Annotated in this window: 17 protein-coding genes and 1 tRNA gene; 11 read left to right on the plus strand and 7 right to left on the minus strand. The window is 56.8% G+C overall.

The features are described from left to right. Positions 1-66: 66 nt before the first annotated feature. Positions 67-143, plus strand: a tRNA-Arg gene (locus FJ145_06440). Positions 144-331: 188 nt separating this feature from the next. Here the strand turns inward: FJ145_06440 and FJ145_06445 are convergent. Further along, positions 332-1,048 carry a CinA family protein gene (locus FJ145_06445; GenBank protein MBM4261068.1) on the minus strand — a complete coding sequence of 239 codons (717 nt, stop codon included), beginning with the start codon at positions 1,046-1,048 and terminating at the stop codon, positions 332-334. 216 nt (positions 1,049-1,264) lie between these two features. Between FJ145_06445 and FJ145_06450 the strand changes: the two genes are divergently transcribed. From FJ145_06450 to FJ145_06470, 5 genes are all read left to right on the plus strand, one after another. Further along, positions 1,265-2,194: an LLM class flavin-dependent oxidoreductase gene (locus tag FJ145_06450; GenBank protein MBM4261069.1), complete on the plus strand. Its 930-nt coding sequence runs from the start codon at positions 1,265-1,267 to the stop codon at positions 2,192-2,194. Between the two features lie 93 nt (positions 2,195-2,287). After that, positions 2,288-3,250 carry an LLM class flavin-dependent oxidoreductase gene (locus FJ145_06455; protein MBM4261070.1) on the plus strand — a complete coding sequence of 321 codons (963 nt, stop codon included), beginning with the start codon at positions 2,288-2,290 and terminating at the stop codon, positions 3,248-3,250. A gap of 204 nt (positions 3,251-3,454) precedes the next feature. Then, positions 3,455-4,156, plus strand: a complete 702-nt coding sequence (locus tag FJ145_06460) for a prohibitin family protein (protein ID MBM4261071.1) — start codon at positions 3,455-3,457, stop codon at positions 4,154-4,156. Positions 4,157-4,175: 19 nt separating this feature from the next. Then, positions 4,176-4,583 (plus strand): GFA family protein, encoded by a 408-nt coding sequence (locus tag FJ145_06465; protein MBM4261072.1) that lies wholly within the window; start codon positions 4,176-4,178, stop codon positions 4,581-4,583. Between the two features lie 116 nt (positions 4,584-4,699). After that, complete coding sequence (locus tag FJ145_06470) at positions 4,700-5,689, plus strand: ABC transporter substrate-binding protein (protein MBM4261073.1); 990 nt, start codon at positions 4,700-4,702, stop codon at positions 5,687-5,689. Here FJ145_06470 and FJ145_06475 read toward each other — a convergent pair. Then, the gene (locus FJ145_06475; protein MBM4261074.1) at positions 5,686-5,961 is read right to left on the minus strand and encodes a hypothetical protein; all 276 of its coding nucleotides are present in this window, start codon (positions 5,959-5,961) and stop codon (positions 5,686-5,688) included. The genes FJ145_06470 and FJ145_06475 overlap by 4 nt on opposite strands. 63 nt (positions 5,962-6,024) lie before the next feature. Between FJ145_06475 and FJ145_06480 the strand changes: the two genes are divergently transcribed. The 5 genes from FJ145_06480 (at position 6,025) to FJ145_06500 (ending at position 10,921) form a co-directional block, all read left to right on the plus strand. Then, positions 6,025-6,813, plus strand: a complete 789-nt coding sequence (locus FJ145_06480; GenBank protein MBM4261075.1) for an SDR family oxidoreductase — start codon at positions 6,025-6,027, stop codon at positions 6,811-6,813. Continuing rightward, positions 6,750-7,694 (plus strand): class II aldolase/adducin family protein, encoded by a 945-nt coding sequence (locus tag FJ145_06485; protein ID MBM4261076.1) that lies wholly within the window; start codon positions 6,750-6,752, stop codon positions 7,692-7,694. Before FJ145_06480 ends, FJ145_06485 begins: the two co-directional genes overlap by 64 nt. 23 nt (positions 7,695-7,717) lie before the next feature. Continuing rightward, on the plus strand, positions 7,718-8,830 hold the full coding sequence (locus tag FJ145_06490; protein MBM4261077.1) for a hypothetical protein: 1,113 nt from the start codon (positions 7,718-7,720) through the stop codon (positions 8,828-8,830). A gap of 94 nt (positions 8,831-8,924) precedes the next feature. Further along, the gene (locus FJ145_06495; GenBank protein MBM4261078.1) at positions 8,925-9,881 is read left to right on the plus strand and encodes an ABC transporter substrate-binding protein; all 957 of its coding nucleotides are present in this window, start codon (positions 8,925-8,927) and stop codon (positions 9,879-9,881) included. Next, positions 9,878-10,921 carry an ABC transporter substrate-binding protein gene (locus tag FJ145_06500; GenBank protein ID MBM4261079.1) on the plus strand — a complete coding sequence of 348 codons (1,044 nt, stop codon included), beginning with the start codon at positions 9,878-9,880 and terminating at the stop codon, positions 10,919-10,921. Before FJ145_06495 ends, FJ145_06500 begins: the two co-directional genes overlap by 4 nt. A gap of 88 nt (positions 10,922-11,009) precedes the next feature. On the opposite strand, the gene FJ145_06505 is transcribed toward FJ145_06500, so the two are convergent. The 5 genes from FJ145_06505 to FJ145_06525 form a co-directional block, all read right to left on the minus strand. Beyond that, on the minus strand, positions 11,010-11,870 hold the full coding sequence (locus FJ145_06505) for a transposase (GenBank protein MBM4261080.1): 861 nt from the start codon (positions 11,868-11,870) through the stop codon (positions 11,010-11,012). 647 nt (positions 11,871-12,517) lie between these two features. Beyond that, positions 12,518-12,781, minus strand: coding sequence for a hypothetical protein (locus FJ145_06510; GenBank protein ID MBM4261081.1), 264 nt, complete (start codon positions 12,779-12,781; stop codon positions 12,518-12,520). Positions 12,782-13,189: 408 nt separating this feature from the next. Then, the gene (locus FJ145_06515) at positions 13,190-14,326 is read right to left on the minus strand and encodes an amidohydrolase (GenBank protein MBM4261082.1); all 1,137 of its coding nucleotides are present in this window, start codon (positions 14,324-14,326) and stop codon (positions 13,190-13,192) included. 221 nt (positions 14,327-14,547) lie between these two features. Further along, positions 14,548-15,234: a YceI family protein gene (locus FJ145_06520; GenBank protein ID MBM4261083.1), complete on the minus strand. Its 687-nt coding sequence runs from the start codon at positions 15,232-15,234 to the stop codon at positions 14,548-14,550. After that, entirely contained in the window at positions 15,231-16,118 is an 888-nt protein-coding gene (locus FJ145_06525; protein MBM4261084.1) for an amidohydrolase family protein, read from the minus strand. Before FJ145_06525 ends, FJ145_06520 begins: the two co-directional genes overlap by 4 nt. Between the last annotated feature and the right edge of the window lie 137 nt (positions 16,119-16,255).

Consider the following 16,255-nt stretch of genomic DNA (forward strand, 5'->3'; position numbering starts at 1 on the left):
ATTTCTGGAAAAGGCAAGAAGTTCGTGCTAACTATCCAGTTCCCTCGCAGTTGTCCGCAAACCAAAGCGCCCGTAGCTCAACTGGATAGAGCACCAGACTACGAATCTGGGGGTTGGGTGTTCGAATCACCCCGGGCGCGCCATGTTTTTCAATAGCATAGGAGTTCGGTTTGTTAGTCGCTCTTGCCTGCAGCTTCGCCGTTTCCAGGTCCGTCGCAGAGCAGGGCGACCGGCCGGTCGCCGCTACATGGGGACGTTAACGCGAAGTCCTGTTGCCTTCGCTCCGGAAGGGTTTCACCTCGATCGCTCTCCCATATCTGAACAGTCCGGACTAGTGCGCCGCTTTGATCGCGTTCCGCAGATGGCGCAAAGTCAGGGTCGTGAAGGCAAGCATGTTGGACTCCCGGTCTAGCAGGCCGGTCTGTTGTACGTCGACGCGGGTTACGGGGCCAGAGGCGCAGATCGTCGTTCGGCCGGGTGGCAGGCCGGAGCGGCCACTGGTGGGGCCGGCGAGGCCCGATTCGGCGATGCACCAGGTCGCGCCCAGACGCTGGCGCATGGCGTCGGCGATGGCGGTGATCATCTCCGGCGTGGTGCCGCGGTAGTTCTCAAACATCGACGCCGGCACGGCCGCCAGCGCCGTGCGCGAACCGAGCGTGTAGAGCACCCCACCGCCGGCGTAGTACTTGGACGCGCCAGCCACCCACAACAGCGCCGCGGACACCAGGCCGCCGGTGGTGGACTCCGCCACGCAGACCGTTTCACCGCGCTCGGTCAACAGGGCGGCGATCTCGTTCGCTAGCTCTTTTTGCTCGTCGGTAAGGAAGGACATGTGCGCCTCCGTGTTTTTGTAAACCTGTGCTGGAGCCAGGTTAACACCTCGTGATCCATATGTGTACAGCGACGTATCTGTTTGTGCACGCGGTGAACCGGTCTGGCGGAGTAGAAGTTGGTCCAGTCCATCAGCAGCTCCCCTGGATTTTGTGTTTAGTGCGTACAACGTGCGGCTAAAGTAGGCATTGAAGTAACACACCCACATATCTGCCAAAACGATCGCAATTCGAAATAGTTAGGAGGATTACACCGCGTCGCCGCGAGAATTCACCGGAGTTGATGCCGAGGCGGCTCTTGTCAACCTAGTTGTCTATCTTAACGACGGCTCATATTGCGTTTCCCAATGGAGCTGGACTAGACTCGGCCAAGTCTTTGGCCAAGCGCGCTGCAGTTAGCGCGGCTTCGGTGGTTGATTCTTAAGGAGACGGTTATGGCGAATTCAATTCCTTGCGGTATCGAGCTGCCCCAGGTATTTTTCGACGGACCGACGGACATGGAGCATGTCCGCAAGTTTGCCGTGCGCGCGGAGACGCTGGGCTTCGATAGTTTGTGGTTGCAGGAAAGAGTGATCGGCGACTTTACGATGTTGGAGCCGGTGACGCAGCTAAGCTACGTTGCGGCGCTCACGACCAAGATCAAACTCGGCACGTCAGTCATTCTGTTGCCGCTGCGCAATCCCGTGCAGTTGGCCAAAGCTTACTCGACCCTGGACGTGATGAGCGGCGGCCGGGCCATCATGGGCGTCGGCCTTGGCGGCGGTCATCTTGGCTCTCACGAAGACGTTTTCGGTTACACGCGCGAGGGGCGAGTGACGCGCTTTGCCGAAGCGGTGCAGATCATGAAATTGCTTTGGACTGAGCCGAAAGCGAGTTTTCATGGGCGTTATTGGAACTTCGACGATATCTCGATGGAGCCCAAGCCGATCCAGAAACCGCATCTGCCGCTTTGGTTCGGCGGGCACCATGAAAACGCGCTCAAGCGCGCCGTGAAATACGGCAATGGCTGGATGGGCGCGGGCTCGTCATCGTCGAACGCATTTTTCCGTGAGTCGGCGCAGATTCGGCAATTTATCGATGAAGCCAAGCGCGATCCGAGAACATTTACTTACGGCAAGCGCGTCTACATGACCGTCGATGCCGACAAGGCGCGCGGCGAAAAGCGCATCCGCGAGTGGTTTGCGCGGCGTTACAAAAATGCCGATCTGGGTTCGCGCGTGTCGATCTGGGGCAGCGCGGCCGAAGTCACGGAGAAAATCCAAGAGCTGGTCAAAACAGGCGCGCAGTTTATTGTCTTTAATCCGATGTTCGACGAAGCCGAGCATCTGGAAATCTGCGCCAAAGAAATCATGCCGCACCTCTGAAGAAATTATGAAACGCGGAAAGCGGAAAACGGAAATAGGACTACCTTCGAACTTTGCGTCTTTGCGCCTTTGCGAGAGATATATCCGAATCCCATGTTGAAAGTTCGTATCGGCATTAGCCTTGGCGATGGCGCGCTCGATTTTGGCTCGCCTGATAGCGTGCTGCGCTTCATCGACGACTGCGAGCGCTGGGATATCGATTCCGTGTGGGTCAGCGATCGCATCGCGGCGCCGCGGCCGACCCTCGACCCGATCGTCTTCATGTCCTACATGGCGTCGCGGCTGGGCAATATGAAGCTTGGCACCAGCGCGCTGGTGCTGCCGACGCGACATCCAGTGCTGCTCGCCAAGCAGCTCGCCACGTTAGATTTTCTTTGCAAGGGACGGCTTCTCCTCGTCGTCGGCATCGGCGGCGACGACTCACGGGACTTCGCCGCCACGGGCGTGCGCAAGGAGGAGCGCGGCAAGCGCGGCGACGAAGCGATTGTCTTGATGAAAAAACTTTGGACCGAGGAGAACGTCACTTTCGAAGGACAGTTCTATTCGGTGAAAGACCTAACTTTGCTGCCGCGTCCCTACCAAAAAGACGGGCCGCCGATCTGGGTCGGTGGCCGCAGCCCTGCGGCCTTTCGCCGCACGGGGCGCTTGTCTGATGGCTGGCTGGTTTCGTCCGTAACGCCCGCGGAAGTCGCCGTCGGCATTCAAGCGATTCGCAAGCACGCCGCGGAAGCCGACCGCGAAATCCCCGACGATCACTATGGTGTATTGATGCCCTTCGTGTGCGCACCGACGGTTGGCGAAGCTCTGGCGATTGCTGGCCCCTCGATTCGGCGCCGCCAAGACATTCCTCCGGAAGAATATTCCGCGCTGGGTAGTGCGGCGGCAATGCGCGACAAAATCCAAGCCTATGTCGACGCGGGGGCAACAAAGTTTGTCATGCGTCCCGCCGGTCAGAAAGAGTCCGTTGCCCGGCAGGTCGAGACGCTCGCCAAGGAAGTAATTCCGGTGTTGCAGACGCCGTTTGACGACCAGGAGCGGCGCAAGCGGTTGGGCTAATCGCCAAAAGATGTCCGCTCGGAGTCGAAGTGCAACATGCAGATATTGTCGCGCCGAATTCCCAAACAGGAAGGATCCCCAATGGTGTCCAAGAACGTGCTTCGCCTTTTGGCAGTAGTCGGTCTGCTTTTGCTCTTGGTGCTGGCAAAACCTTTTGTCATCGTGCGCGCCGGCACGGTCGGGGTGATCTACAGCTTCGGTTAGATTGTCGGCCAAGTGGAAGAAGGCTTTCACTTGATTTGGCCATGGTGGTTCGTCACGCACACCGATATCAAGGTGCAACGCGCCGTCTTATCGAAGTTGCAGTCGTTCAGCTCCGAGACGCAAAATGTCTTCGTCAAAGCTAGCTTGAACTACCAGGTCTCACCCAAAGCGGTACAAACGTTGTTTCGCACCGTCGGCCCAGACTACTTTCACGTGTTAATCGAACCACGGGTGGCGCAGAATTTCAAAGATGAGACGGTCAAGTTTAAGAGCGTCGACATTGCGCCCAACCGCGAAGTGATCAGGCAGGCGGTGCGCTTGCGCTTGGAAAAAGAGCTGTCGCCCTATTCGATTCACATCGTCGATCTACTGCTCGACGACGTGGATTTCAGTCCGGCGTTCAAGCAGTCCATCGAAAACAAACAGATCGCGACGCAGAAAGCTCTGGAGCAAGAACAGTTAATGTCTGCGGCGAAGTTTGCCGCGCAGCAGCGGGTCGAAACCGAGAAAGGCGAAGGCGAGGCGAAGCTTGCCCGCGCCGAGAAGGAGGCGTTGGCCAACCAAAAGCTATCCGCGTCGCTGACGCCTCTATTAGTGCAGCACGAGATGGTCAGCCGGCTTTCTGAAAAAATCCAACTTATGGTCATTCCGCAGGGCTCGAATATGCTCATGCAATTGCCGCAGGCGATCGGGCCAAAGTGATTGAATCGAGGAGGACGGTTTGAAAATCGACGGCGCATGCCATTGCGGCAATGTCACTTATACGGCGGAAATCGATCCGGAGGAAGTTGGCATCTGCCACTGCACCGACTGTCAAACTCTTTCAGGCACAGCGTTTCGCGTGAGTGTGGCGGCGACCAGAGAAAATTTCGACCTGAAGGGCACGATCAAAGTCTATGTGAAGACCGCGGAGAGCGGCGCGAAGCGCGCGCAAGGTTTCTGCCCGGAGTGCGGCACGCCGATCTATGCAACCGCTGCCGAGAATCCGCAGGTTTATAACATCCGCCTCGGCACGGCGCATCAGCGCGATGTGCTGCGGCCCAAAGCTCAGGGCTGGTATCGCTCCGCGCGCTCGTGGGTGAACGATCTGCCATCGATTCCACGCTTTGAAAAACAGCGAAACGGTTGAGCTTCAATGTTCGAAGACGGCGACGCTTATAACCGCCAGATGGCGCCGCTGTTTATCGATTTTATCGACCACGTTCTCTCGCCCTTTGGGATGAATAAGCACCGGGGGAAGGTTTAATGATGCAAATTGTGACCACTGTCACTTTGATTTTATTGCTTTCCCTTAGAGTGGCCTCCGCTCAGACGACCCAACTTACGGTTGGTTACAGCTCGACCGCATCCGCGGAGCTTCCAGCCTGGCTCGCTAAAGAAACCGGGATCTTTGCGAGGAACGGCCTTGACGTTCAGCTTGTCTACTTCAGAGGCGGCACCATTGCGACAATGGCATTGCTATCGCGTCAGACACCCATCAGCCAGGGCTCGGGTCAAGTGAGCGTCAACGCCGCTCTCCGCGGCGCGGATACGGTGATGATTGCCGGTGGGCTGGTCGATACCGAATGGTGGCTTTTGACTCGGCCCGATATAAAAACGGCGGAGCAGCTCAAAGGGGGCACCCTCGCGATCAGTCCTTTCGGTGGGTTAGCCGAGTCGATGACTCGCATTGCACTCAAAAGGCTCGGCCTCAATCCAGTAAAAGATGTCGCCCTCGTACAGGTAAACGGTTTGCAGGAACGCCTGTTCGCCATGGAGACGGGCAGAGTTCAAGGCGCCATGCTTCCCACCCCCTTTCGATACATTGGGCACAAACGCGGCTTTCATAACTTACTCAGCGTGTCTTTGGCGTATCAAAGCACCGGCGTCGGCACGACGCGCACTTTCATTCGCGAGCGACCTGACGTCGTGCGCCGATATGTTAAATCGCAGATCGAAGCGATGCATCGGATCAAGACCGATCGGGAAACCGCGCTGAAAGTCCTGGTAAAATATCTTGGTCCGCAGGAGAGTGATATTTTGGCCAAGAGCTACGACGAGCTCAGCTCCGACGAGAAGTTCCCGCCCAAACAATATCCGACGTTGGAGGGGATCAGAAATATTTTAGAACCGCTGGCGCAAACCGATCCCAAGGCAAAAGCCGCCAAGCCGGAGGATTTTGTCGACGTGAGTTTTGTTAAAGAATTGGACGACAGCGGGTTTATCGCGGACTTGTATAAGAACAGAAAGCGTTAGCGGCTTCGATCGCAGGGCCAAATGCTAGCGAGTGGGATGGTGAGGCCGGGAAATAGCCCAGGTCGATATTCGCTAGCGTCTTTCAGTGAGGTAGCGAGCGTATAACGAGTTTCGTTTAACTCATAAGCTTCCAAGCCGCGCAGATCTGGATTAAAGAGCCAGTAATGCGGCACGCCGCGAGGTGCCCTATAGTGAAGTCGCCGACTTGTCGCTGTTGCGTGAGGCGCTGCGGGAGCTGGGGAGTCGATGATTTTGGATTTTAGATTTTCGATTTTGGGTTGAACTCCCGGCGGTGGTTACGCGGATTATGGATTAGGTAGAGGAGGGTGGATTAGATGGACTTGGGACTGAAAGGCAAAGTAGCGATCGTCACCGGTTCGAGCGACGGGATTGGGCTTGTGACGGCGCAAACACTCTTGCGCGAGGGGGCCAAGGTCGTCATTTGCGCGCGGCGCGACGCTAAGCTGATCGAAGCGCGCGATTGGCTTGTCAAAGAAACGGGCGGCGAGGTATTGGCAGTGCAATGCGATGTGCGCCGACTTGAAGACGTCCAGCGGCTGGTTAAAGAGACTTTGCAAAGACTCGGCGCAATTCATATTCTCATCAACAACGCCGGCAGCGTGCCGGCGATCAAGTTTGCCGATGTCAGCGATCAACAATGGTACGAAAACCTAGAGCGCAAGCTGATGGGCTACCTGCGCATGGCACGTGAAGTCGTGCCACATATGCAGACCAATCGCTGGGGCCGCATTGTCAATGTTGCCGGAACGGCGGGACTGGAGCCGAGCAACACGGCGATGGCGGTGGGCTTGAACAATGCTGCCGTGATCAACTGGACCAAATCGATGTCGCTCGAATATGCGGCCGATGGCATCCTTGTTAACACGGTGGCGCCGGGCTCCATCGACACGCCGCGGCAAACGGGAAACCGCCAGCGCGAAGCGGAAGTGACCGGGAAGAGCGTCGAGGAGATTCGCCAGGCGCGGGCAAAAGAGATTCCGCTGCACCGTCTAGGTGTTCCCCAGGAAGTTGCCAACGTGATCGTGTTTATGGCGTCGGAATGTTCGAGCTACATGAGCGGGACTTGCGTCACGGTGGACGGCGGCGTGGTGCGTGGGATTTGAATTCGGAAGCATGGCCGCAAAATACGCAAAAGGCGCAAAATAGAAGACGCAAAAAGGGTAAGGGCGACAGGCTGGTCGCCCTTCGATATGATCGCAATGAAAGGAATACAAGGATGAGCGAACTGGATGATGTGAAAAGGGAAGTGGCCGCCGCCAATCGGGTGCTGGCGAACTTAGGATTAGCGACCGGTTTCACCGCGGCGTTGGGGCACGCGAGCATGCGGCTGCCGTCGGAGCCGAATAAATTTTTCGTTAAAGGCCGTGAGTACGAGTACGACGCGCTATCGGTGATGGAGTCCGATGACATGGTGATGTGCGACACGGAAGGCTTCAAAGTCGGCGGGCGGCCGGAATTGACGCAGTGCTCGGAGGTGAAGATCCATGCTTGTGTCTATAAGCTGCGTCCCGACGTTCAGTCGGTGGTCCACGTGCATCCGCGGTATGCGATTCTCATGAGCACTCTCACCGGCACGATCAAGCCGCTTTGCCAAGAAGGAGCCCAACTCGTGCGCAATCCGCTGCCGCTCTATCCGCACATGATGACGATCCAGAGCGACGCCGAAGGCATGGCCGTAGCCACGTTACTGGGCAAAAGCCCGGCGATGTTGCTGAAAGGGCACGGCGCCGTCACCACGGGCAAAACACTTTCGGAATCGGTGATGAACATGGCGCACTTGGAAGAGCAGGCGCGCATGAACTACTTGGCCTACTGCGCGCAGGGCAAAGACTATAACTTTTTGCCCGACCACATGCTTGACGAGATGATCAACCGCACGCCGCTCTACGAACAGCCGCATTTTAAAGACGTGCTCAAAGGCCGCGCGCCGCAGCGCGATGGCACCTGGAACTACCAGAAGAAAGCGGCGACGCCGAAAGGATAAAAAGGATAGACAAGGAGGGCATTATGGCTAAAAACGGCTTTCGCGCATTCGACAGCGACATGCACGTGTTTGAACCCGCCGACCTTTACCAGAAATACATGAATCCCAAGTGGGGCGAGCGTGTCCCCATCGGCAAGCCGCGCAGCAAGCATGGCATGACGCGCTATTTCATTAACAACGGCCAGCCGATCCGGCCGCCGAGCGACGTCGTCGAATTTCACGAGCAAAGAATGGCCGACCGCTTCAACGCTTCCTTGGCGCGCGACTATGACAACGTCTCGCAGCTCGCGGCGATGGACAAAGAAGGGCTCGACATTGCCGTGTTGTTTCGCACCTCGCCGCTGCATACCAATGAGAACTTCGAGCCGGAGTATGCCAACGATCTGTGCAAAGCCTGGAACGATTGGATGGCGGATTTCTGCAAGGCCGATGCGAGACGGTTGAAAGCTTCAGCGCTGATCACTTTGCACGACGTCGATCTGGCGGTGCGAGAATCGAAGCGCGCGGTAAAAAACGGCGCGGTGGGTTTGTCGCTCTGCCCCGAACCGATCAACGGCCGGCAGATTCACGACCGCTATTTCGATCCGTTGTGGCAAGAGGCGCAGGAGATGAATATTCCAATCTGCTTTCATCCGCCGGCGCGGCCGCAGCAGCCCCAGGTGTCGCAGGACCGCTTCGCCGGTCATCCGAACCAAGCTTTGCTGGTGAATCCGCTGCGCAATCCCATCGAACAGATTCTTGCGGTGAGCGCTTTTACCGCCGGCGGTGTATTGGAACGGTTTCCCAAATTGAAAGTCGCTTTCCTCGAAGGCAATTGCGCCTGGCTGCCATGGCTGCTTTACCGCATCGACGAGTATTGGGAGATGCAAGGTAAAATGGCCGATATCCCGCTGCGCCAGAAGCCGAGCGAATATTTCAAACAGCAGTGTTTCATCTCGGTGGACGTTGACGAGGCTTTGGTGAAAAACGTCATCGACTACATGGGCGACGATAATATTGTCATCTCCACGGACTACCCGCATATCGATTGCCGCTGGCCGCATGCATTGGAGGAGTTTTTATCGATACCAATTTCGGAGCAGTCGAAGCGGAAGATTCTGTGGGATAACTGCGCGCGGCTGTATGGCGCTGACTAGAGATCTCGGATGATTCTCCCGCAAAGCATGTCCCGAGCAACCTCGAAGGGGCGCAAAGGCGCAAAGGTCCGACCTCAATGATTCGGGAGGCACCATGATCCGGATGGTTTATTGTGCGGTGCTTGCAATAAGTTTTTTGCTTCTCTCATACGCAACCGGCTTGGCGCAAACCCGCTTGCGCGCGTCCTATGGCTCCATCGCCGTGTCGCAGGTAGTTTTGCCGCTCGGTGTGCGCGCCGGCATCTTTCAGAAAAACGGGCTCAACCTCGAGCCCATCTACATCGGCGGGCGCTCGGTTTCCGCTCTGATCAGCGGCGACGTGCAGTTTGGCTTCATGGGCGGACCGCCGGCGATTTTGGCCAAGGTCAGTGGCGCCGATGTGGTGATGCTGGCCGGGTTGAATGGATTGGATCAAATTCTCGTGGCCATTCCTGCGATCAAGCGTGGCAGCGATTTGGTCGGGAAAAAAGTCGGCATCAGCCGCTTCGGCACGACCGCCGATTACGGTGCGCGCATTGGGCTTAAAAAACTGAAATTGAATCCGCAAAAGGACGTGACCCTCATCCAAATCGGCGACACGCCGGCGCGCATCGGTGGGATGTTATCGGGAGCGATTGAGGCGGCGACCTTGAGTAGCAGCGAAAAGGAGTTGGCGATTAAAAACGGCTTTCACGTGCTTGCCGATCCGAGCGACGTTGAGTTCCCCGGCAACGCCGTGGTGACGACGCGAGCGTTTATGAAAACCAACAGGGAAGACGTGAAGCGCTTTGTCCGCGCCACCGTTGAAGTGATTCATTTCTCCAAAACCCAGCCTGAGCGGACGAAGAAACTGCTCTACGAAATCTATCGTCAAAGCGACGCGGCCGTGGTCACCAAGCGCTACGATGCGATGGTCGAGATGTTTCCCGACTATCCATATTTGACGAGGGGCGCGGTGCTATCGTTTCTCGAAATTCTGAAAGACGAAGGCAAGCTGAAAGATCCGCTCAACCCTGAGCCTTATCTAGATACGAGTCTCCTCGCGGAAGTGGAGCGGGAGCGCAAGAAATGAGCGGGAAATCTGTCACCGCGAAGTACACGAAATTCGGAGGAAGATATTTCTTCTCTTACGTTCGTGCTCTTCGTGGCCTTCGTGGTGCAATAGGCTTTTTCATCTTGACGTCGGTCTTCTCCACCTTGTCTATGTCTGGGCGTGCTTTAGGACAAACCAAAATCCGCGCCGCGTTCGGCACGCCGAGCTTGAGCCAAGTGGTTTTTCCGCTGGGCGTGCAATCGGGAATGTTTAGCCGCCACGGCTTGTCGGTCGAGCCAATCTATGTTGCTGGCCGGTCGATCAATCTGTTGATCAGTGGCGACGTGCAGTTTGGGTTTAGCGGGGGACCGCAAACGGTGCTAGCGCGATTATCCGGTGCAGATCTCATGACCATTGCTGGGCTCAATCGTCCAGGGCAGATGGTGGCGGCGCATCCATCGATCAAGTCGCCGCAAGATCTTATCGGCAAGAAAGTTGGGATCGGTATCTTTGGCACCACCGCGGATTACGGCATGCGTCTCGCGCTGCGCAAGTTTAACCTGCGCGCCAACCGCGACGTGACTTTTGTCTCCGTGGGTGACGTGCCCGGCCGCATCGCCGCGGTGACATCGGGAACGGTCCAAGCCGTGATTTTAAGCAGCTATGACAAACATTTCTTAGAGCAGCATAATCTGCGCATGCTTACGGACACGGACGATATCGACTTCATGGCCTCGGGCATCATGGTCACGGAAAGCTATGCGCGTGCTAACCGCGAGACTGTAATGAGGCTTTTGCGCGGCGTCGTCGATACCATCAGGTTGATCAAGACCGAACCGAAAAGAACGACTGAACTATTGGGTAAGATTTATCGCGAAACCGATCAAGCATTTTTAGCGCGGCGCTACCAGACTTTGCTGGGCATTTATCCTGACTATCCTATTGTTTCACCTGGCGCGATCCAGTCGATCATCGATTTGCTCAAGGAAGACGGCCGGATCAAAGACTCGCCGCCCGCGCAGAGTTATCTAGACATGAATTATCTGCGTGCGGTGGAGAAGGAGAGGGTGGGAAAGTAGGGGGGTGCCTGGTCTAGCGTCTGTCGTCTAGGGTTTGGCGTTTGAATTCAGGCATGGGGTAGGCATGGGGTCAGGTCTTGATATTTGTTCAAGTGGCCGGTTGCCGCAATCTTTTCATGATCCGGCTTAGCGTGGAGTAGTGAATCTTTAAGTGCGGTGCAACCTCCACTTGACTGTAACCGTGATCTTGCACCGCCTTCTCGATCAGCCGAGCTCGCGGGCTTTGACTGTGGCTCTCCGCCCCAAATAGCTGCTTCAAACTCGGCCGGCCGATCAATCTCTGACCGCGCGGTATCTCGGTGATTGTCTCATACCCTCTGACGTATCCTTTAAGCCCCTCGGCAAAGCCTTCTTCGCCCAACAAACTGTGCGCCGCCAATTTTTCCCAGATCGATGGCCGGCCGATCCCTTCCCTGACAAACTGCCGGTACTTGCGCTGCGCGTCTCGCCGCCGCTTGCCAAACTGCCCCAGTATTTCGTCCACCGTCAGCCATTTCTCTGGCACGGCTTCCCCAACGGTGGCTCGATAGCTGCTCCACGCCCACCCACCGGCTTGCTTGACCATCTCTGCCGCCACCGCGTTGAGCACCACGTAGCGGCAGACTTCGAGAAATTGGCTGTCTTTCTCCACCAATATCCCTTTAAACCGCCCTTGAAACAAATGCCCCACCCGCCGGTGGCGCCGATTGAAGGCTTGGGTGTACACGCCGTTTAACTGGCGCATCCCTCGCGACAGATTGGCGTCGGGAGTCTCAATGACCAAATGGTAGTGGTTGCCCATCAAACAGTAGGCGTGGCACAGCCAGTGAAAACGCTCGATGACTTGGCCCAGAATTGCCAAAAACAGATTTCGGTCGCTGTCGTCTTTGAAGATGGCTTTGCGTTCATTTCCCCTAGAGGTGACGTGATAGAACGCCCCGTCGTATTCGATCCGTAGTGGCCGGGCCATGCTCCAGGACTAACCCAATCTGATCCGATCGTCAATGATCAAGACCTGACCCTAATGCTTCCGCGAAAATCAACCCGCTAAACTTCCCTCAGGTGTGTGTATCCAATCGCTTGAGAATGTTTTGTAGCCTTTCTGTTACAGCCGCTCTACCCGCATCATTTGCCTTCCAAAAATCTTTCAAAAGCTTTAGTAGTACAAGCTCGATCTCTGCATGGATTAGTTGGACCTCCGATCTCAAGTATTGCTCCTTCTCTGACAGTTCAGCGACCAGATCTACCAGTCCCTTCGTTTGATCAATATATTTCGTTGCCGGAGGTCGATACCCGTCGCTAGAGTGTTCGGCAGGGTCTTGTGCCGCTTTATCTCGTAACTGGCGCAAATATTCATGACCGGAGATATATCTGGCATGGTAACCGTTCGTCTGGACACGAGTTGATCGTTTGCATCCGCACTGACAATACCCGTAGCCAAAAGGGTAATAATTGGTTTTCTGACCGATACTAGGCATGCTATGTCTTACTTCGAGTTGATAGAATGTTGCTAGTTTTTCATTTTACGTCTAACGTCCCGCATCACCTGCCGGCGGAAGAGGGCGACGCCCCACTGTAGCCGGGCTGGTGCATGCGGATGTTAGGCCGACTTGCTGGCTACGACGCTACGAAAAGCTCCACGGTGTCCGGATGCACTCCGTCGTACTTCATTGCCTCGGCTGCATCAGCACCCTGAAGGGCTTTTGTGAGGGCTTCGACACTTGGAACGTTCTCTATGAGGACACCCACTCGGCGTCCCCCGCCAGGACTGACAAACGTTTTTACGGTCATCCCGTGCTTGCGGAACCACTCGGCTCGCTTAGGTGAACCCAGCCAGTGAGCGACGTCATCCACCTCATGTACTGCCATTACCGTAGTCATTGCGACAACCCTCCTGTAGTGATCGTGAATCATTCATGCTCGTATTCTCACGCAGAACCGTCGTCCTACGCTGGCCAACACGCTGTGTTCTGTTACGAACGCCCCGAAATCAAGAAACCGGACGGCACAGCGAGCCCACCATTCGGCCCAACTATTAAGTGAGCCGCTAGAGCCTCCGAGATATGCCGGTCGGCATATCTCGGCTGCGGCTCCAACGGTGGAAGTCCAATTCCATTGCAATATCAGATAATTAAAGTCGATTTGGCAACGTAAAACTTTCCGGCAAAAGCCGACCGGGAGCGGCGGGTTATCTCGCCTGGGTTGAAATGCCTAGGGGCCGAAACCGGTAGTCGCCAGCTCGGTATATCCTGTCAAATTTTCAGACCAGCCAGACGCCAAATCGCCTACTTACGCATCAATGCCATAAAATTTCACGCAATTATCCCACAAGATTTTTCTCCGGCTATCCGCCGGCATCTCTTGGTGGAAGAACTCCTGTGTCGCTTTGGGAAAGTCCGAGTCGCTGTGCGGGTAGTCGCTGGAGAATACTAGGTTGTCGTCGCCGATCTGCTGGCAGACAAAGCCGACGTCGGCTTCGTCGCCTTCGCAGCCGATCACGCATTGGCGTTTGAAATATTCACTCGGCTTCATGGTCAAAAGCGGCGCGTCGTTTTTGCCGAGCTGGCCCCAGTGGCGGTCCATGCGCTGCAGCCAGGCCGGCGCCCAGCCGCAGTTGCATTCAAGAAAGCCGACTTTCAATTGCGGGAAACGTTCCAATACGCCGCCAACGATCATGTCGACCATGGTGACCATCTGGCCGGTGACGTGGGTGCAGATGTGACGCAGGAGGCGGTTGCCCATGCCGAAGCGTTCCAAATGCGGGTAGTGGCCGGAGTTCGTGCACTCGTGAAAGCCGACGGTCATGCCCATTTCTTCGAGCTCGGCCCAGAGTGGTTCCCAATACACGCTGAACCAAGTTTGGCCGGGCAGGGGAGTGGCGCGCAGGAATGCGCTGACAAAGCCGAGCTTTTCACGGGCGCGCTTCGCTTCGCGCACGGCGAGCGAGACATCGTGCGGCGGCAACAACGCCGCGCCGTAGAGCCGCTTGGGATTTTCCTGGCAGAAATCATAAAGCCAGTCGTTGTAAGCACGGCAGATCGCCTCGGCGAGCAGCGGGTCCATGTCGGGCATGGTCATGATGTGCAGGCAGGCCGTCGGAAACAGCACGGCGACGTCGATGCCTTCGATGTCCATCGCTTCGAGCTGCGACTTGGCATTGAAGTTTTGCTTGCGCGCGAAGTCGATCACATCGCCGCGGGTGTTGTTGCGCTTGCCGCTGATCATGCGGACATCGTGCACGAGCGTCGGGCTGTTCTGGCGCGGCTCTTTGCCGTCGACGATCAACAAATTCAAATCGCCCCGCGTCGGCACGCGCACGGGGCGCGGCGCGCGCTCTTTGAAGCGCGGGTCCATGTACTTTTCCCAAAGATCGAGCGGCTCCATGATGTGCATGTCGGAGTCGATGATCTTGAAACCGTTTTTCATAACGCCTCCCCTTCGATACAACCCTGACGGGTTTACTCAGGACTAACGGCCCTTCCGCGACGACACTCCTTCGATACAGCCCTACGGGCTTGCTCGGGGAATCGGATTGGGGAAAAGCGCCGCTGTTGGAATTCGCTTTGTCCCGATTCTGATTTTCCAACTACTACTTGCAGCGTAGGGGTGTCAATGGGATTTTTCGCGTGAAACCGGGCGGAGTCGGGTCATTGACGGGCGGCAACGATGTCAACGTGCAGGACGACTTCGTCGCGGTTTTGCACCGCGCCCAAAAACGCGCTGAATGGTTTATAGCCGAAACTGCTTTGCAAGAAGCGCGCGGAGCCTTTGGCATGCAGCAGATTGTTTTGCAGTTCCGCCTGCACAGACAGTGTGATGGGTCGGGTCACGCCGCGCAGCTCTAAATCGCCGACGACAGTGTATTGACCGTCTCTTTCTGTTATGCGCGTCGAGCGAAAACGAATTTTTGGGTGGCGCCGGACATCGAGCTGAGCTTCCGACTCCATGGTCTGTTGAATCTCGCGCCGGTTATCTTCGCTCAGATCGAGGGGCAGTTTATGCTTTTGTCGCAACATCGGCTCATCGATCACAAGCGCGGTGGCGTCCACTTCTACGGTTATCTGCGCCGCCGTCGGTGCCGCGGGATCGAGCTGAATTTGGCCGCTGTACTTGGCGGCCCGGAGCACGTGATCGTGGGCAAAGACGGAACCAACGCCGGCTTTGAAAAGCTGCACGGCGATTTCACTGCGCGCAGGATCGATGACGTACTGTGCCGCCTGGCTGCTGGCGGACAATAGGATTGTCGCCAGCAGCCCGCGAAGCACACGCCAGAGCAGTTTTCTTATGGTCAGCGCTTTCGTCCCTTTGCCAAGGATTTTTCCCGAACCTCTCAGCGCACCGGCTGTGAGCGATCCACTGCCGCGCCGCGCAGGATGACCGAGGCGATGCGCCGTGTGTTGGTGATGTTGTCGAGCGGGTTGGCGTCGAGCACGATGAAGTCGGCGCTCTTGCCGGGTTGCAGCGTGCCCATGTCGGCGAGGCGCAGGAACTCGGCGGAGTTGCGCGTCGCGGCGACGATCACCTGCATGGGCGTCATGCCGGCGGCGACCATGTCTGCCATCTCTTCGTGCGGCCCCCAGGGGCGGTTGCCGTCGGTGCCGAGGGTGATGCGCACGCCGGCGGCATTCAGCTTCGCCAGATTGCGCGCTTGAATGCCAAAGAAGGCCTGAGTCTTGGGTTGGTCCGTATTGGCCTTTTCGAGCTTGGCGAACTCCTCGGGGGACAGGCCCGGTTTTAGCCAGCTTAGATCGGTTTTGACGCCGCGATCCGGCAGGTTCGGTGTCAGGATCAGATTCGGCCGCTGCCGGAACATGGCGAGGGTCTCATCATCGATGTCTTTGTCGCGCACGCCGTGGGCGAAGGCGTCGAGCCCAGCTTTCATGAGCCCTTTGGCATCTTCCATGTCGAAAATATGTGCTGACACGCGCAACCCTCGCTTGTGTGCCTCGTCGATGATCGCGCCGTAAATTTCTGGGGTAACCTTGGGATACTTATTGCCCCGGGTGTCAACCCAGATTTTGACCATGTCGACCTTCTGCCCGGCAAGCTCTACGACCGCCTTGCGGCCTTCGGCTGCGCTGGAAATCCAGTGCGGTATGGGCGGGCACCCCGGCTCATGCATGGTGATGCCGCGCCCCGCGCTGAGAAAACGGGCGGCGCCCGGAATGGTCTGACTGCGCATGTCGAGGATATCGTAATTATCCGAGCCGAGGCTCATTACAGCGCTCACTGTCCCACTCTGGGAGGGTTGAAGCCCTCGCCTTTAGGCGACGGCTTTAGCACGTTTTGGCGGAGCTGTGGTAATGTCTGCGGATGAAAGAATATCGACGCGGAGCGCACACCGTATTCGAAATC

The sequence above is a fragment of the Deltaproteobacteria bacterium genome (assembly GCA_016874755.1).
Classification (GTDB): Bacteria; Desulfobacterota; Binatia; order UBA9968; family UBA9968; genus DP-20.